Annotated in this window: 17 protein-coding genes; 7 read left to right on the top strand and 10 right to left on the bottom strand. The window is 71.2% G+C overall.

Translation table 11 applies throughout. The features are described 5' to 3' along the window. Positions 1-211: 211 nt before the first annotated feature. The gene (locus tag ABZ848_RS05870; protein ID WP_360825931.1) at positions 212-907 is read left to right on the top strand and encodes a M23 family metallopeptidase; all 696 of its coding nucleotides are present in this window, start codon (positions 212-214) and stop codon (positions 905-907) included. 19 nt (positions 908-926) lie between these two features. On the opposite strand, the gene ABZ848_RS05865 is transcribed toward ABZ848_RS05870, so the two are convergent. After that, positions 927-1,523 carry a TetR/AcrR family transcriptional regulator gene (locus tag ABZ848_RS05865; RefSeq protein WP_360825928.1) on the bottom strand — a complete coding sequence of 199 codons (597 nt, stop codon included), beginning with the start codon at positions 1,521-1,523 and terminating at the stop codon, positions 927-929. Positions 1,524-1,691: 168 nt separating this feature from the next. On the opposite strand from ABZ848_RS05865, the gene ABZ848_RS05860 reads away from it, so the two are divergent. From ABZ848_RS05860 to ABZ848_RS05845, 4 genes are all read left to right on the top strand, one after another. Beyond that, positions 1,692-3,296, top strand: coding sequence for an MDR family MFS transporter (locus ABZ848_RS05860; protein ID WP_360825924.1), 1,605 nt, complete (start codon positions 1,692-1,694; stop codon positions 3,294-3,296). A gap of 160 nt (positions 3,297-3,456) precedes the next feature. Then, the gene (locus tag ABZ848_RS05855) at positions 3,457-3,933 is read left to right on the top strand and encodes a helix-turn-helix transcriptional regulator (protein WP_360825921.1); all 477 of its coding nucleotides are present in this window, start codon (positions 3,457-3,459) and stop codon (positions 3,931-3,933) included. After that, positions 3,930-4,364 carry a VOC family protein gene (locus ABZ848_RS05850; protein WP_360825918.1) on the top strand — a complete coding sequence of 145 codons (435 nt, stop codon included), beginning with the start codon at positions 3,930-3,932 and terminating at the stop codon, positions 4,362-4,364. The genes ABZ848_RS05855 and ABZ848_RS05850 overlap by 4 nt, the downstream gene beginning before the upstream one ends. A 26-nt stretch (positions 4,365-4,390) precedes the next feature. Then, positions 4,391-5,242, top strand: a complete 852-nt coding sequence (locus ABZ848_RS05845) for a class I SAM-dependent methyltransferase (protein WP_360825915.1) — start codon at positions 4,391-4,393, stop codon at positions 5,240-5,242. Positions 5,243-5,300: 58 nt separating this feature from the next. Here the strand turns inward: ABZ848_RS05845 and cseC are convergent, their stop codons facing one another. The 5 genes from cseC to ABZ848_RS05820 all read right to left on the bottom strand — a co-directional run bounded on the left by cseC (position 5,301) and on the right by ABZ848_RS05820 (position 9,781). Continuing rightward, a complete protein-coding gene (gene cseC / locus ABZ848_RS05840; RefSeq protein WP_360825913.1) occupies positions 5,301-6,638 on the bottom strand; it encodes a two-component system sensor histidine kinase CseC in 1,338 nt (445 codons plus the stop codon). 17 nt (positions 6,639-6,655) lie between these two features. Beyond that, positions 6,656-7,360: a two-component system response regulator CseB gene (gene cseB / locus ABZ848_RS05835; protein WP_360825910.1), complete on the bottom strand. Its 705-nt coding sequence runs from the start codon at positions 7,358-7,360 to the stop codon at positions 6,656-6,658. A 78-nt stretch (positions 7,361-7,438) separates the two neighbouring features. After that, positions 7,439-8,077: a hypothetical protein gene (locus ABZ848_RS05830; RefSeq protein WP_360825907.1), complete on the bottom strand. Its 639-nt coding sequence runs from the start codon at positions 8,075-8,077 to the stop codon at positions 7,439-7,441. Then, on the bottom strand, positions 8,065-8,604 hold the full coding sequence (locus ABZ848_RS05825) for a SigE family RNA polymerase sigma factor (RefSeq protein ID WP_360825904.1): 540 nt from the start codon (positions 8,602-8,604) through the stop codon (positions 8,065-8,067). The genes ABZ848_RS05830 and ABZ848_RS05825 overlap by 13 nt, the downstream gene beginning before the upstream one ends. Before the next feature lie 229 nt (positions 8,605-8,833). Continuing rightward, on the bottom strand, positions 8,834-9,781 hold the full coding sequence (locus ABZ848_RS05820; protein WP_360825902.1) for an A/G-specific adenine glycosylase: 948 nt from the start codon (positions 9,779-9,781) through the stop codon (positions 8,834-8,836). Between the two features lie 336 nt (positions 9,782-10,117). Here ABZ848_RS05820 and ABZ848_RS05815 point away from each other — a divergent pair, with 336 nt between their 5' ends. After that, on the top strand, positions 10,118-10,951 hold the full coding sequence (locus ABZ848_RS05815) for a hypothetical protein (protein ID WP_360825899.1): 834 nt from the start codon (positions 10,118-10,120) through the stop codon (positions 10,949-10,951). Positions 10,952-10,962: 11 nt separating this feature from the next. On the opposite strand, the gene ABZ848_RS05810 is transcribed toward ABZ848_RS05815, so the two are convergent. The 3 genes from ABZ848_RS05810 to radA form a co-directional block, all read right to left on the bottom strand. Further along, positions 10,963-11,298, bottom strand: coding sequence for a hypothetical protein (locus tag ABZ848_RS05810; RefSeq protein ID WP_360825897.1), 336 nt, complete (start codon positions 11,296-11,298; stop codon positions 10,963-10,965). A 118-nt stretch (positions 11,299-11,416) separates the two neighbouring features. Continuing rightward, positions 11,417-12,541, bottom strand: a complete 1,125-nt coding sequence (disA, locus tag ABZ848_RS05805) for a DNA integrity scanning diadenylate cyclase DisA (RefSeq protein WP_360825894.1) — start codon at positions 12,539-12,541, stop codon at positions 11,417-11,419. An 81-nt stretch (positions 12,542-12,622) separates the two neighbouring features. Next, complete coding sequence (gene radA / locus ABZ848_RS05800) at positions 12,623-14,032, bottom strand: DNA repair protein RadA (RefSeq protein ID WP_360825891.1); 1,410 nt, start codon at positions 14,030-14,032, stop codon at positions 12,623-12,625. Between the two features lie 230 nt (positions 14,033-14,262). Here radA and ABZ848_RS05795 point away from each other — a divergent pair, with 230 nt between their 5' ends. Beyond that, positions 14,263-15,975, top strand: coding sequence for a hypothetical protein (locus ABZ848_RS05795; protein ID WP_360825888.1), 1,713 nt, complete (start codon positions 14,263-14,265; stop codon positions 15,973-15,975). A 27-nt stretch (positions 15,976-16,002) separates the two neighbouring features. On the opposite strand, the gene ABZ848_RS05790 is transcribed toward ABZ848_RS05795, so the two are convergent. Beyond that, positions 16,003-16,884 (bottom strand): hypothetical protein, encoded by an 882-nt coding sequence (locus tag ABZ848_RS05790; protein WP_360825885.1) that lies wholly within the window; start codon positions 16,882-16,884, stop codon positions 16,003-16,005. Between the last annotated feature and the right edge of the window lie 63 nt (positions 16,885-16,947).

Here is a 16,947-nt window from a genome sequence, read left to right as displayed (position 1 = left end):
CAGGGGGTTCGGGTCCTACTAGGCCGGATAGTGGGCTGTTTGGGCTCGAAGTAACGGGCATTCCGGGCGGAAGTTTTGTCGTCAAGTACTAGATTTCATCGTAGATGGGTGTTTTGGGGGTTTGTGGAGGTCGGGGTTACCAAGGGATGGCCCATCCGGCGGCCGCCCGTGCGCCGGGTGGTTTTTCTGTCCCCGTCCCCATGAGGTTCCGATGTCTTCGCGAGTCACGTCCCGTTCTTCCCGTACGTCGCTGCTCCGCACCCGCGCGGCCGTCCTGGCCGTCGGGCTCGGCGCGTCGGTCGTGCTGGGCGCCGGGGTCGCGGCCGCCGCCGATGCCACCGCCGCCTCCAGCACCGCGAGCGCCGTCCAGGCGCAGGCCGCGGCGCAGGCCAAGGCCGCGCAGGCCGCCAAGAGCGCCGCCGCCGCGAAGGCGAAGGCCGCGAGCGCGAAGAAGGCGGCCGCCAAGAAGGCCGCTGCCAAGAAGGCGGCCTCCTGGGTCCACCCGGTGGCGAAGTACACGCTCTCCGCGAGCTTCGCGCAGGCCGGCAGCATGTGGCAGTCCACCCACAGCGGGCAGGACTTCGCCGTCGCGAGCGGCACCGAGGTCGTGGCCGCGCACGGCGGAACCGTCGTCAAGGCCGGCGGCAACGGCGCCGGTGACGGCTCCGCGTACGGCAACGCGATCGTCATCAAGCACGGCAACGGGACCTACTCGCAGTACGCGCACCTGTCCCGCATCGACGTCAGGGTCGGACAGGTCGTGACCACCGGCCAGCACATCGCGCTGTCCGGCAACACCGGCAACTCCAGTGGCCCGCACCTGCACTTCGAGATCCGTACGACCGCGAACTACGGTTCGGCGATCGACCCCGTCGCCTTCCTGCGCGGCAAGGGCCTCAGCCTCTGAGCAGAAGCGGAGCGAAGGGTTACGACGCGGTCATGCCCTCGTGCGCCTGTGCCACGAGGGACATCGCGACCTCCAGGACCGCCGCCCGCTTCTCCTCGTCCGTGCCCGGCAGGTCGTTCAGCGCGAACATCCCGGCATGCATCGCGAAGACCGCGCTGACGCAGCGGACCTGGTCGACCAGGGTCGCCTTCGGGTCGATGAGGATGTCGCGCATGCCCATCATGCGCTTGCGGAACAGCTCGCCGATGCGCAGTTCCTTCACCGCCGCCTGGTTCTCCTGCATGAAGCGGAAGAGCGGGAGCGCCTCGGAGAGCGCCTCGTTGTAGCGGCGGATGATCTCCTGCTTGGTCTCCAGGGAGTGGGGCTGAGCCTTGCCCCACTCGATCAGTTCCTCGATCGGCTGGGAGAGGTCCTCGAAGATGCTGACGAGGATCTCTTCCTTCGTCTTGAAGTGGTAGTAGAGCGCCGCCTTGGTGACGTCCAGGCTCTCGGCGATCTCTCGCAGCGAGGTCTTCTCGTACCCCTGCTCGGCGAAGAGTTCGAGCGCCACGTCCTGGATGCGCTGGCGAGTGTTTCCGCGGCGCTGCCGCTTGGTGCCGTCCATCGTGCCGCCCATTCTCGCGCTCCTCACGCCCCTGTGAACTTACTTGCCGCCCGACTAGAAAACTTACTTGACGCCCGGCTAGTTACGGGGCTACCTTCCTCAGTGTAGTCAACTAGCCGGGCGGCAAGTAAGTGGTCGGCCGGGGGGAAGTACCAGTCAGTTCCTTGGGGAGTGGAAACGATGGCGGACACACAGACGGTCGAGACCAAACCGGACGGACTACCGGACGGACAGTCCGGAAAGCAGCCGAAGAGCGTACGGGTCGTGCTGCTCGCGCTCATGATCACCATGATGCTCGCGATGCTCGACAACATGATCGTGGGTACGGCGATGCCAACGATCGTCGGTGAGCTCGGCGGCCTCGAGCACCTCTCCTGGGTGGTCACGGCGTACACGCTCGCCACCGCCGCCGCGACCCCCGTCTGGGGCAAGCTCGGCGACATGTTCGGGCGCAAGACCACGTTCATGACCTCGATCGTGATCTTCCTGATCGGCTCCGCGCTCAGCGGCATGGCACAGAACATGGGCGAGCTGATCGGCTTCCGGGCCGTCCAGGGCCTCGGCGCGGGCGGTCTGATGGTCGGCGTCATGGCGATCATCGGCGACCTCGTCCCGCCGCGTGAGCGGGGCAAGTACCAGGGCATGATGGCCGGCGTCATGGCGATCGCGATGATCGGCGGACCGCTGGTCGGCGGCACCATCACCGACAACTGGGGCTGGCGCTGGGCCTTCTACATCAACCTGCCGCTCGGCGTCGTCGCGCTCGGTCTGATCAGCGCCGTACTCCACCTGCCGAAGAAGCGGGCCAAGGCCGGCATCGACTACCTCGGCGTCGTCCTGCTGACCGTCGGCATCACCTCGATCGTGCTGGTCACCACGTGGGGCGGTTCGGAGTACGCCTGGACGTCCGCGCGGATCATGGAGCTCATCGGCATCGGCGTGGCCGCGCTGATCGGGTTCGTGTTCTGGCAGACCAAGGCCGCGGAGCCGGTCGTACCGCTGCACATCTTCCGCAGCCGCAACTTCACCCTGATGTCGATCATCGGCTTCATCACCGGGTTCGTGATGTTCGGCGCGACCCTCTTCCTGCCGCTGTACCAGCAGTCCGTGCAGGGCGCGTCCGCGACCAACTCCGGGCTGCTGCTCCTGCCGATGCTCGGCGCGATGCTGGTGACCTCGATGGTGGCCGGGCGGGTGACCACGAACACCGGCAAGTACAAGGTGTTCCCGGTCCTCGGCAGCGTCCTGATGATCGTCGGCCTGTACCTGCTGTCGACCATGGACACCGGGACCTCGCGCTTCACGTCCGGTGTGTTCATGGCGGTCGTCGGTCTGGGCATGGGCTGCCTGATGCAGATCACCATGCTGGTCGCGCAGAACAGCGTCGAGATGAAGGACATGGGCGTCGCCTCCTCGTCGGCCACCCTGTTCCGTACCCTCGGCTCGTCCTTCGGTGTCGCGATCATGGGCGCGCTGTTCAACAACCGGGTGCAGCACGTCATGGCCGAGCGGGCCGGTTCCCTGGGCTCGAAGATCACCGAGAAGTCGGCGCAGCTGGACGCGGCGAGCCTGGCGAAGCTGCCGGCGGCGGCGCGCGAGGCCTACCAGCACGCGGTGTCCGCGGGCACGCACTCCGCCTTCCTGCTGGGCGCGGTGGTGGCGGTCGTCTCGCTGGTGGCGGCGGTGTTCGTGAAGGAGGTCGCGCTGCGGGGGGCGGGGCCGAAGCCGGAGGACGGATCGGCGGAGGGCGCGGCCGTGCAGGCGCCGGTTGTGGAAGCCGTCTGATCCGACGATGAGCCGAAGACCCCCGGAAGGTGTCCGCCCCGGGGGTCTTCGTCGTGTTCGGCTGCGGGCCGTTGCCGGGGGCTGCGCCCCCGGACCCCCCTTCGGCCCGAAGGGCCTCGTCCTCAAACGCCGGACAGGCTGGTCTGTCACCATCGGCCCTATGAACAAGTTGCGGCAGTTGCGGCTTGCCAAGGACGCCATGGACCGGGACTGGGCCGATCCTGAGCTGGACCTGGACGTCGTCGCCGCGCATGCCGGGTACTCGCGGTATCACTTCCTGCGGGCCTTCAAGGAGGCGTACGGCGAGACGCCCGGGCAGTATCTGACGCACCGCCGCATCGAGCGCGCCGAGGAGATGCTCCGCAGCGCCGATCTGAGCGTCACCGAGATCTGCAACCTGGTCGGCTTCAGCAGCCTCGGGACCTTCTCGTCCCGCTTCAAGGCGCGGACCGGGCTCACGCCGAGCGAGTACCGGACCAAGCACGTCGGCCGCGGGGCCGCACTCATACCCGGGTGTTACGCGATGCTCTGGGCCGGCGGTTTCCCCACCGCAAGTTTGAAGAAGCGCCCCGGGGCGCGCGCTGCCTACGGTGACGGACAGGACATCACCGACGAGCCAGGGAGAGCGGAGCCATGATCCTGGGGCTGGGCATCACCACCGTATGGACCTTCGACCAGCAGCGCACCAAGGCCTTCTTCACCGAGAAGCTGGACTTCGAGGTGCGGGACGAGGTGTCGATGGGCGACATGAAGTGGATCACCGTCGGGGCCAAGGAGCAGGCCGGGGTGGAGCTGGCGCTGATGAGCCTGGACGGGCCGGGACTGGACCCCGAGTCCGCGGAGGCGCTGAAGAAGCTGGTGAGCAAAGGGGTGCTGGGGGCGGGGGCGTTCCGTACGGACGACTGCCGGGGTGACTACGAGACGTTCAGGGCACGCGGGGTCGAGTTCCTGCAGGCGCCGCAGGAGCGGCCGTACGGCATCGAGGCGATCTTCCGCGACGACAACGGCAACTGGTACTCGCTGACCGAGCGGAGCGAGGAGCTGGACTTCTCGAAGGACTTCGGGTGACGGGGAGGCGGGTGACGGGGGAGTACGTGAGCGGAGAGGTGGTCGCGGCGGAGCACACTGCCGTGCGAGTCGCGCTGTGGCGGGCCCTGCACCTGCTCGCCGACGCGCCGCCGCATGTGGCCGAGGACGAGGTCGGGCTGCGGATCGCGGAGCCGGGGGAGGGGTGGCGGGAGCGGCCCGACATGGACGTCGAGGCCACGCGGCGCACTCGGGCGTCGATCGTCGCGCGGGCCCGGTTCGTCGAGGATCTGGTGGCGGAGCGGGTGGGGGAAGGGGTGGATCAGTACGTCGTTCTCGGCGCCGGGCTGGACACGTTCGCCCAGCGGCGGGGGGATGTCGCGGCGCGGGGGCTGCGGGTCTTCGAGGTCGATCGGCCGGGGCCGCAGGAGTGGAAGAGACGGCGGCTGGAGGAACTCGGACTCGGTGTTCCGGAGTGGCTGCGGCTGGTGCCGGTCGACTTCGAGGGTGACTGGTGGGGGCAGTTGCTCGCGGCAGGGCTGGATCCCGGGCGGCCGGCGGTCGTGTCCTCGACGGGCGTCACGATGTACCTCACGGAGGAGGCGATCAGGGCCACGTTCCGGCTGGTCGCCACGCTCGCCCCGGGATCGACGCTGGTCACGACCTTCATGCGCCCGATCGAGGACGTCGAGCCGGAGCAACGGGCCCAGCTCAGGGCCGCGATGAACGGCGCACGGGCAGCGGGCACACCGTTCCTCAGCTTCCACCGCCCGGAACAGCTGCTGGCCCTGGCTCGGGAAGCGGGTTTCCGCGAGGCGCGTCATGTGTCGGCGGGGGAGCTGGAGGAGCGGTACTTCTCGGGGCGGACGGATGGATTGCGGCCGTCGAGGGGGGAGGAGCTGGTGGTGGCTCGGGCTTGAGGGCGGGGGTTCCGACGCCGGACGCCGGCCCGCACGCCCCACACCACCCCGCACGCCCCTACGGCAACGCCGGATAGCTCCCCGTATTGGTCGGTGCGTGTTCCGGTAGCCAAAGCACTGCTACCGCGCCCTCCGCCGGGACGTGGTCCGGGGCGCCTGCCGGGCGGACGTTGCGGAAGGTCAGGCGGGCGCCCAGGACTCGGGCCTGGCCTGCCGCGATCGTGAGGCCCAGGCCGTGGCCGTGGCCGGCGCGGTCCGTGCTGCCCGTGCGGAAGCGGCTCGGGCCCTCCGCGAGGAGGTCGGACGGGAAGCCGGGGCCGTGGTCGCGGACGCGGATCACGCGGCCCTCGACCGTGACCTGGATCGGCGGCCTGCCGTGCTTCGCCGCGTTGGCGAGGAGGTTGAAGAGGACGCGTTCGAGGCGGCGCGGGTCGGTTGTGACCATCGACTCGTGCACCACGCGGACCTCGATCGTCGGGTCCTTCGCCGCCACCCGCCTGCTGACGAACTCGCCCAGCAGGATGTCCTGCAGCTCGGCCCGCTCCGAGGCGCCGTCGAGGCGGGCGACCTCCAGCACGTCCTCGACCAGCGTGCGCATGGCCTTCGCGCGGTCCAGGACCAGCTCGGTGGGCCGCCCGGGGGGCAGCAGTTCCGCCGCCGTGAGCAATCCCGTGACAGGCGTGCGGAGTTCGTGCGCGATGTCCGCCGTGACCCTGCGCTCCGCCTCCAGCCGCTGCTGCAGCGCGTCCGCCATCGCGTCCACCGCGCTCGCCAGGTCGTCCGTCTCGTCCCGCACGACCCCGCCGATCGCGTCCCGCACCCGTACGTCCGGCTCCCCCTTCGCCACCTGGTTCGCCGCGGCCGCCGCCTTCCGCAGCCGGCGCGACAGCTGGCCGCCGATCAGCACCCCCAGCGCGCTGCCGCCCAGCACGACCGCGATGGAGCCGATCACCAGTGCCTGGTCGAGGTCGTTGAGGATGTCCGTGCTGCGGTCGGTCCAGTTGGTGTGCAGGGACAGGACATGCCCGTCCTTGACCGGTACGGCGGCCCAGATGTCCGGCGCGCCGTTCGGCCGGTCGGTGATGTACGTCGCCCGCCGCCCCTCGGCGACCTTCTCCCGCAGCGCCTGCGGCAGATCGGGCGCGTCCTTCTCGATGTCCGGGAAGTTCGCCCGCCCGGACAGCTCGTAGTTGCGCTGGGCGATCCGCATCCGCTCGTCCGCGAGCTCGCGCGCGTTGTCCAGCATCGAGACCCGCGCCGCGTTGTGCACGACCAGGCTCAACGCGATCGCCACCAGCGCGCCCACCAGCGCGATGGCCGCGCTGAGCTTCCAGCGCAGCCCCGTACGGATACCGCCCGTGTCGCCTGTCACCGGGTTCCGGAAGATCCCCCGCATGTCCCTGCTGTCCCCGCTCAGGCCTTCAACTTGTAGCCGAAGCCGCGGACCGTCTCGATCCGGTCCTGGCCGATCTTCGTACGCAGTCGCTGCACATGGACGTCCACCACGCGCGTGTCCCCGCCCCAGCCGTAGTCCCACACGCGCTCCAGCAGCTTGTCCCGCGACAGCACCGTGCCCGGCGCCGAGGAGAACTCCAGGAGCAGCCGCATCTCGGTCGGCGTGAGCGCCACCGGCTGCCCGGCCCGGCGCACCTCCATGCCCTCGGTGTCGATCTCCAGCTCGCCGAAGGTCAGCACCCCGCCGGAGACCTCGGGGGCGTGGTCCTCGCCCTTGTCCCCGCCGCTCGCGTGACCGAAGCGCCGTAGCACCGCACGGATCCGTGCCACCAGCACCGCGCCGTCGAACGGCTTGGTCACGTAGTCGTCCGCGCCGGCCTCCAGGCCCAGCACCACGTCGATCGAGTCGGCCCGCGCCGACAGCATGATCACCGGCACGGTCGACTCGTCACGGATCCGGCGGCACAGGCTCACCCCGTCGAGACCCGGCACCATGACGTCGAGCAGCGCGATGTCGGGGCGGTTCGCGCGGAACGCGTCCAGGCCCGACAGACCGTCGGGCATCGCGGTGACCGCGAAGCCGTCCCGCTCCAGGGCGAGCTGGGTGGCCTCGCGGATGACGTCGTCGTCCTCGACGAACAGGACATGGGTCTGGTCTGCCATCCCGGTGCTCTCAGTTCTCGTGGGGGTGCGTGTCTCGTGGGGGTGCGTGCCGATCGCTTCACTCTTACGAGGGTGACCCTACGAGGGCGACGACGCGTCGCCTCCCACGGCGTTGCTGTAGTCGTTGTGCGTGCGGTACTCCTCGGTGAAGTGGTCCGTGACCCAGCGGTACGTGATCACGTTCTCGCCGGACGGACTCGACACCGGGTCGCCCTTCTCGTACACCTGCTTGGTCACCACCAGGTCGCCGCGGTCTATCTCCGCGTACACCGGAGGTGCCTCGGCCTGGAACACGTTCTCGTACCGGCCGCCCTCCTCGCGATACACGTACGAGCCGACGCCGACCGCGTCTCCGCAGGTCAGCACGTTCACGACGACGTCGTCGTCGGATCCGCCGGTCAGGTCGCCGTACGACACGTCGACGGGGTACTCGTCGGCGACGCACGGCTTCAGCTCGCTCTTGACCTCCGCCGAGACCGCGGGGTCGTCCTTGACGAGCTTGACCGCGTCCACGCGGGTCGTCTTCGAGGGGCTGGGCGTGATGGTGGGGGTGACCGCGGCACCGGCCACCGATTCGGCGTGCGCCGGGCCCTCGTCACGGGCGCCGGTGCCGCCGGTCGCGCAGGCGGAGACGAACAGGGCGAGGGCGGCGAGCACGGCCACCGCCGTGAACGCCGCCTGCAGGGTCCCTCGGCCCGAGTCCGTCAGACCGCGCACCGCTCCCGCTCCTCACGCTCCAGCGCGCGTGCGTCCAGATCGCGGCTCTCCAGCTCCTCGCGGAGCCGGGCGAGCGCCCGGTGCAGCGTGCTCTTGACCGTTCCGGCCGACATACCGAGGGCGGCGGCCGTCTCCTCCGTGGACATCTGCTCCCAGTGTCGCAGTACGACCACACTGCGCTGCTTCGGTGCGAGAACTTTCATGATGTCCATAAGAAGCGCCCGGTCCGCGTGCTGCTCGGTCGAGTCGTCGACGCTCGCGTCCGGCAGCTGCTCGGTGGGGACCTCTTCGAGCTTGCGGGCCCGCCACCACTCGGTCCGCGTGTTGATCATGACCCGGCGCAGGTAGGCGTCCGCGAGCCGCTTGTCCGCGATGCCCTCCCAGCGGCCGTACGTCCGTACCAGCGCCGTCTGGAGGAGGTCCTGCGCGTCCACCGGGTCCGGGACCAGTCGGCGGGCACTGCGCAGCAGCGCGTCCTGCCGGGTGCGGACGTACTCCTCGAACTCGAGCACCTCGCCCTGCGCCATGTCGAACCGCCTCCCGTTCCCCGTTCCCGGCCGGCCCTTTCGCCGTCGGTGTCTTCCGTGGGAATGAAGCTACGGAGGCTTTGTGACGGCGCTGTCCGAAGCAGCGCTCGGCTGGCACTCGGCTGTCCGTCGGTTGTGTAACGGACGTAGGCGCGGGGTAAAGAGGCGTACCGGATCGCGGTGGTATGGGGCGATTTGGCGAGGTGGTGGTGGGTGACGGGGCGGCCGTTTATGTCAGCGGGAGGCGATACAGACCACCCGGCAGGGGCTCCACGAGGCCGTCCGACACAAGGCCGTCAAGGGCCCGCGCGCGCTGCACCGGCTCGTGCCACACACGGTCCAGGACGGGCTGCGGGACCGGCGCGTGGGCTTCACGGAGTACGGCGAGCAGCTTGCCGCGGACCTGGCGGTCGGTGCCGGCGTACGTCTGGCCCTTGCGCGGCGGGCCGTCGTGCCCGGGCTTGCCCGCGGCGCGCCAGGCGCAGCTCGACGCGATCGGGCAGCGGTGGCAGGACTCGTTCTTCGCGGTGCAGATGAGCGCGCCGAGCTCCATGGAGGCCGCGGCCCAGCGGGAGGCCGTGCGGTCGTCCTCGGGCAACAGGGCGCGGGCCAGCCTGCGTTCGGCGGCCGTGGTGGCGTTCGGGGGGTACTGGACGCCGGTGACGGCCCGGGCGAGGACCCGGCGGACGTTGGTGTCCAGGACGGGGTGGCGCTGGCCGTAGGCGAAGGAGGCGACCGCCGCCGCGGTGTACTCGCCGATGCCGGGGAGGGCGAGGAGCTGGGCGTGGTCGGTGGGGACGTCGCCGCCGTGCCGTTCCGTTATGGCCAGGGCCGCGCCGTGCAGGCGCAGGGCGCGGCGGGGGTAGCCGAGGCGGCCCCAGGCCCGGACGGCCTCGCCGGGGGGCTCCTTGGCCAGGTCGGCGGGGCGGGGCCAGCGGGAGAGCCACTGCTCGTAGACCGGCAGGACGCGGGCGACCGGCGTCTGCTGGAGCATGAACTCGCTGACCATCACGCCCCAGGGGCCCGCGTCCGGGTGGCGCCATGGCAGGTCGCGGGCGTTGTCCTCGAACCAGTCGATGACGGGGGAGTGGAGGGCCGGGGTCGGGGCTGGGGCTGGGGCCGGGACCGGGGCCTGGGTGGGGGCGGCGGCTTCGGGGGTGTTCGTGAGCGCAGTCATGGCATTCCGATCCTGCCATGGGCGGGGGTGGTTGGGCCGCGGTTGCGGGTGCGGTGCGTCGTGGGTCGGGGTCGGGGCGGTACGGCGAATCCGCCGCCTTCGGTGTCGCCGTTCGTCGAGAGGCGGGCGGGCCCGTGTGGCCTCGTACGCGGCGGGTTGCGCCGTACCGCCCCGACCCGCTCCCGTGCGTGGGCGGCCGCGGGCGGTGGCTCCGGCCGGCTTCCGCTGTTGCGCTGCTGCGGGAGGGGGCGTGTCCGGGATGATGATCCGGAAAAGTTGACGTACGGGCGGCGGGTGGGGCAAGCGAACGCGCCGATCTCTCGTACAGTTTGCGCCGTGGGATCTCTGCGCAATCCTGTCGGGCCGCTTCCCTCCTCCATCTACTGGCGCCGGAGGGTCGTACTGCTGTCTGTCCTGGGCGTGTTGGCGCTGCTGATCGTCTGGATCGTGGCGTCGGGCGGCGGTGGCGGCAAGAAGGACGACGGGGCCAACGGCAAGACTCCCGCGCCCACCATCACTGCGGGGCCGTCGAGTTCGGGGCCCGCGATCAGTCAAGCGCCGGGCGGGCGCGACGAGTCGAGCGGCGGCGGCACGGGCGGGGCGTCCGGCGGTGACTCCAGCGGGTCGGATTCCGGGGGCGGTTCGGGGTCTTCGGGTGCGTCCGGGTCCGGTGGGTCGGAGGGCGCCGGTTCGGGTGGGGCCGTGGGGGGTGGCTCGGGGAGTGGGGTCGGGCAGAACGACACGATTCCCGCGGGGACCGCGTTGCCCAATTGCACCGCTGGCGCTGTGAAGTTGAGCGTGCGGAGCCTCCACAACACCTACGGGCCCGAGGACACGCCCACGCTGTTGGTGACCGCGACCAACTCGTCCGCGAGTGACTGCAAGGTCGATCTCGGGCCCAAGAGCGCGGTGTTGACGATCTCGCTGTCGAACAGCAGCGACGATGTGTATTGGTCGTCCGCCGACTGCCCGAAGACTGCCGGGAGTCTGCTGTTCCGGGCGCCTGCCGGGAGCAGCATCACCTACACCGTGAAGTGGGACCGCAAGCCGAGTGCCCCGGAGTGCGCCACGCCGCCGGCCGGGTCGGCCGCGGCGGGCACCTATCTGGTGGAGCTGACGGCCTCCGGGTTCGCCAAGGGCCAGACCTCGTTCGTACTGGACGACGACTGAGGCCGCTTCGGTCAGTTGAGGGCGGCCGGGGCCGGGGTGCCGTAGAACGTGATCGCGGGCCAGCCGCGGGCGGCCAGGAAAGCGTTGAGGGCGTTCGCCACGTCGATCGGGTCGACCTTGCTGTCGGCGACGCTTGTGTCGCAGGTCACGCGGAAGTGGATGCTCACGTTTCCGGCGCCCTCGCTGTAGACGGGGTCCGGGAGGGTGGAGGTGCCGCTGAACTCGGTGTCCGGAGGGAAGTCGGGCGTCGAGGTCTCGTCGTCCGCCGCCTGCGCGGAGGTGGCGGTGCCTAGCGCTGCGGCCGCCGCCGTCGATCCGGAGTATCCGAGCAGCGCGCGTCTGGACATGCTGGTCAAGGTGCCCCCTCGTGTGTCGCCTTGCCGTGTCGCGTTCGAGCGTATGCGCGGTTTTGGGGCGAGTGGGGCTGAACGGCGGCGTCCGCAAGTGGAGGGGGTACGGGGGCGGCTATACGTAGCGTTCCAGGATTGAGCTCTCTGCCAGGCGGGAGAGGCCCTCGCGGACGCTTCGGGCTCGGGCCTCGCCCACGCCGTCGACCGTCTGGAGGTCGTCGACGCTTGCCGCGAGGAGCTTCTGGAGGCCGCCGAAGTGTTCCACCAGGCGGTCGATGATGGCGCCGGGGAGGCGGGGGACCTTGGCCAGGAGGCGGAAGCCGCGGGGGGAGACCGCCGAGTCCAGGGCCTCCGGGGAGCCCGTGTAGCCCAACGCCCGGGCCACCGTGGGGAGTTCGAGGAGTTCCGCGTGGGTGAGCGCGTCGAGTTCGTAGAGCGCCTCGTCGACCGTGCGGGAGCGCTTGGCCGTGGGCTCGGGGACGTAGTCGCGGACCACCAGTTCGCGCTCGGGTTCCACGCCCGCGATCAGCTCGTCCAGCTGGAGGGCCAGGAGGCGGCCGTCCGTGCCCAGTTCCACGACGTACTCGGCGATCTCCGTCGCGATCCGGCGGACCATCTCCAGGCGCTGGGCCACGGCCGACACGTCCCGCACCGTCACCAGGTCCTCGATCTCGAGCGCCGAGAGGGTGCCCGCCACCTCGTCCAGGCGGAGCTTGTAGCGCTCCAGGGTGGCCAGGGCCTGGTTGGCCCGGGAGAGGATCGCGGCCGAGTCCTCCAGGACGCGGCGCTGGCCGTCCACGTAGAGCGCGATCAGGCGCATCGACTGGGAGACGGAGACCACCGGGAAGCCGACCTGTTTGGAGATGCGGTCGGCCGTGCGGTGCCGGGTGCCCGTCTCCTCCGTCGGGATCGTCGCGTCCGGGACGAACTGGACGCCCGCGCGGAGGATCTTCGAGAGGTCGGAGGAGACCACGATGCCGCCGTCGAGCTTGCACAGCTCGCGCAGACGGGTCGCCGTGAACTCCACGTCCAGCACGAAACCGCCCGTGGACATGGACTCGACCGTCTTGTCGAAACCGAGGACCACGAGTCCGCCGGTGTTGCCGCGGAGCACTCGCTCCAGGCCGTCACGCATCGCCGTGCCGGGAGCCACGGCGCTCAGTGAGGCGCGCATCAGGCCATCGGCACCGGAACTCCCGCCGGACTTTCCGGGAGCTGCCGCCCGGTCGTTGGCTGCCACTGCACTCCTCCGGTCGCAGGTTCTGGGGCGCCCCCGTGTCGCGTGATTTCTTCGCACGGACGGGCGAGACCAGGGCAAAGTCTACCGGCGGTCCTCCTCGTCCCGTGGGGCCTCTCGGCGACGGGAGCGTGGAAGGACTCTCAGGGCGTCCCCTATGTCGGCGACTTCCAGGACCTTCATGCCGGGAGGGATCTTGCCGGGATCGCCCGGAACGAGCGCGTGCGTGAAGCCCAGACGGTGCGCTTCGGAGAGCCTGCGCTGGACGCCCGTGACCCGTCTGACCTCGCCCGCGAGGCCTACTTCGCCGATCGCGACCAGGTTCTTCGGCAGGGGGGTGTCGCTCGCCGCGGAGGCCAGGGCGAGGGCGATCGCGAGGTCCGCGGCCGGCTCGGAGAGCTTCACTCCGCCCACGGTCGCGGAGTAGATGTCCCGCTTGCCGAGGGCGCTGATCCGGCCGCGCTGCTCCAGGACCGCGAGCATCATCGAGACGCGCGAGGTCTCCAGGCCGGAGGTGGTGCGGCGGGGGGACGGGATCTGTGAGTCGACCGTGAGCGCCTGGACTTCGGCGACGAGGGGGCGGCGGCCCTCCAGGGTGACCGTCAGGCAGGTGCCGGGGACCGGTTCGTCACGTCGTGTCAGGAAAAGTCCGCTCGGGTCCGCGAGGCCCGTGATGCCCTCGTCGTGCAGTTCGAAGCAGCCGACCTCGTCCGTGGCGCCGTAGCGGTTCTTGACGCCCCGGACCAGGCGCAGGCGGGCGTGCCGGTCGCCCTCGAAGTGCAGGACCACGTCCACGAGGTGTTCCAGGAGGCGGGGGCCCGCGATCGCGCCGTCCTTGGTGACATGGCCCACCAGGAGGGTGGACATGCCGCGCTCCTTGGAGGCGCGGATGAGCGCGCCGGCGACCTCGCGGACCTGGGCCATGCCGCCGGGGGCGCCGTCGATCTCCGGGGACGCGACGGTCTGCACGGAGTCGAGGATGAGGAGCGACGGCTTCACGGCGTCCAAGTGGCCGAGCACCGCGGCCAGATCGGTCTCGGCCGCGAGGTAGAGGTGGTCGTCGAGGGCCTTGATGCGGTCGGCGCGGAGGCGGACCTGGCTCGCCGACTCCTCGCCGGTGACGTAGAGCGTGGGGTGCTCGTCGCTCGCCGACTTCGCGGCCACGTCGAGCAGGAGGGTCGACTTGCCCACGCCGGGCTCGCCCGCGAGCAGCACGACCGCGCCGGGGACCAGGCCGCCGCCGAGCACGCGGTCCAGCTCGGCGACCCCGGTGGAGCGGGCGGTGGCCTGGCGGCCGTCCACCTGGCCGATGGGCACGGCCGAGGTGGTGACGCGGCCCGGTGTCGTCGTACGGACCGCGGGCGCGCCGTACTCCTCGATCGTCCCCCAGGCCTGGCACTCGGGGCAGCGGCCGAGCCACTTGGCCGTCTGCCAGCCGCACTCCGTGCAGCGGTAGGAGGGCCGGTCCTTGGTGGTCTTGGTACGGGCAGCCATGCCGAGAACCGTAACCGGGGGCACTGACAATCGGGCGCCGGGTCCGTGCGGGTGGGTGGGGGTGCGATCGGCGCCCATGGGAGTGCGACCGGCGCTAACAAGCCACTCCCGCCCCGAACCGGCCATGGAATGAAGGTTCCTGTCCCCTTATGAGGGATCGTTTCACCCGTACGGAGTAAATGTGCTCAAGGGGGCAGAAGGGCCTGCTCTCCGGCGCCTACGGTCCACGGATGATGAGCAGCAGTCCGGAGACCTCGACCCGCACCACCGGCGCACACCGGGCGCGCCGGGAGGCGCGTGACCGTGCCGCGGCGCACACGCTGGCGCAGCGGCCGCCCGCGCGCTACGAGCCGTATCTCGACGGCCTGTTCACCTACTGCCTGTCCGTGCTGTGCGACCACGACGCCGCCACCGAGGCCCTCGGCGACGTCCTCGCGCTCGCCGAGAAGCGCGGCGGTCCGGAGGCCTCCGGCGACCGGCGGGCCTGGCTGTACGCGCTGGCCCGCTGGGCCTGTCTGCGGGGGCTCGCCGAGGCCAAGCAGAAACGTCAGGCCACGCACGCGGCGGGCCGGCACGGCCCCCGGGCCCGTCCCGCGGCCCCGTCCGTCTCCGAGGAGGTCCAGGAGGAGCGGCGCCGCGAACTCGCCCTGCTCGCCTGGCCGGAGGCCGCCGGCACCACCCCGGAGCAGCGCGAGGCACTGGAGTTGGCCGTACGGCATCATCTCGCCGCCCATGAAGTCGCCGCCGTCCTCGGCATGGACCTCGCCAATGCGCGCGAGCTGCTCGCCTCCGCCGCCTGCGAGGTCGAGCGCACCCGCGCGGCCCTCGCCGTCGTGGAGAGCGGCGGCTGCCCGAGCGTCGCCCGGCTCACCGGCGACAACCAGCTGGTCCTCGGCTCGGCCCTGCGCAAGGAACTCGTCCGGCACGTCGACGACTGCCCGCGCTGCCGCCGCAGCGCCGAGCGCGCGATCCCCGGCCGCTGGCCCGGCGCGATGGTCACCCCGGCGGAGCTGCCCGTCCTGGAGGCGCCCCGCGCGGCCCTGCACGTGGCGATGGCGCACCATCCACGCGCGCGTGGCGCGGCGGCGCCGAGGTTCGACCGGCGCGGCTTCCCCATGGATCCCAAGGACCGTGCGGCCCGGCGCGACCGGCTACGCGCGCGTGCCGTGACGACCACCGTCGTGGCGACCGTCGTGGCCGCCCCGGTGCTCGCGCTCTGGGCCGCCTACCGGGGCGGGCCCGCCGGGGAGGGAGTCGACGGGCGTTCCGCCACCGCCAGCGAGGCGCACGGGCCCGGCAGCCTCGACGGCGAGGCGGCCGGCGGCAGCTACGAGAACGCCGGGAACGCCAGCACCAGGCCCGGCGGCCGCTTCGGCAAGGGCGACCGGCCCGACGTCTCCGTGGAGGTCATCAGCGTCACCGGCGTCGGCCGCAAGAGCGCCGGCCACCTCGACGTCTCGGCCGGCAACAGCGGCGACACCACACTGATCACCCTGACCGCGACCGGCTCCGAGCCCGTGCGCTGGTCCGCGACGACCGGCGCCGCCTGGCTCTACCTGAGCCAGGCCTCGGGAACCCTCGCGCCGGGCGAAGCGTTGACGATCAAGGTGTACGTCGACCATCTGCGCGAGCCCTCCGGCCACTGGCACGCGAAGGTGGCGATCTCACCGTCCGGCGCCGTCGTCACCATCGACGGTTACGGCACCGCGCCCAGCCCCACCGACCCCTCGGACCCGGACCCCGGCCCGACCCGCCCCGGTGACCCGCCGCCGTCCCACCCCGACCCGACGCCCACGACCTCGGCACCCTCGGACCCGACCCCGAGCGACCCGCCCTCGTCGCCCGACCCCACCCCGACGCCCACCGACCCCACCCCGTCCGACCCGGGAGGCTCGTCGCCGCCGCCCGGCAGCGGCGACGACCCGAGCCCGTCGGCCGGCTAGCCGCAAGCGTCGTACAGCCCGATGACCTCAGTCGACGGGGTCCGCCGGATGCGGGGCCAGCAGGGGCAGCTGGGCTGCCAGTCGCTGCTCGCACAGCTCCACGAGACGGTCGTAGCCGGCCTTGCCCATCAGCTCGGTCAGCTCCGCCCGGTAGGACACGTACACGGGGTCGCCCGCGCCGTGCGCCGAGGTGGCCGACGTGCACCACCAGTGCAGGTCGTGGCCGCCCGGACCCCAGCCCCGGCGGTCGTACTCACCGATCGAGACCTGGAGCACCCGGGTGTCGTCGGGGCGGTCGATCCAGTCGTAGGTGCGCCGCACCGGGAGCTGCCAGCACACGTCCGGCTTGGTCTCCAGCGGCTCGCGGCCCTCCTTCAGGGCCAGGATGTGCAGCGAGCAGCCCGCGCCGCCCGCGAACCCGGGCCGGTTCTGGAAGATGCACGAGCCCTTGTACGGACGCGTCTGGCGGTCGCCGTCCTCGTCCTCCGAGACCCAGCCGTGTTCCACGCCCTCGTCGTGGTGCTGCCAGATCTCCGGCGTGAGCCTCGCCACGAACCCGGCGACCCGCTTCTCGTCGTCCTCGTCGGAGAAGTGGGCGCCCAGCGTGCAGCACCCGTCGTCCGCGCGGCCCGCCTGGATGCCCTGGCAGCCGCTGCCGAAGATGCAGTTCCAGCGAGAGGTCAGCCATGTCAGATCGCACCGGAAGACCTGCTCGTCGTCCGCCGGATCAGGGAACTCCACCCATGCGCGCGCGAAGTCGAGGCCCTTCTCGTCCGCTTCCCGGGCCTTCTTCGACATCAGCTTGGCCGGCTTGGGCACCTTCACCTGCGCGGCGTCCTTCGCAGGACCCGAGGCGGACTTGGTGGACTCTGCCGACTTGTCGGCCTTCGCCGTTTTCGTCTTTGGCACAGGACCAGCGTAAGGCTCCCGCAGCCCCATCGAATACGGAGGACCGTCCAGGTGGCAGTAGCG

This window comes from Streptomyces sp. NPDC047081 (assembly GCF_040643775.1).
In the GTDB taxonomy this organism is placed as follows: domain Bacteria; phylum Actinomycetota; class Actinomycetes; order Streptomycetales; family Streptomycetaceae; genus Streptomyces.
Note: the sequence above shows the minus strand (reverse complement) of the source record. Positions and strands in the feature narration are given on the sequence as shown.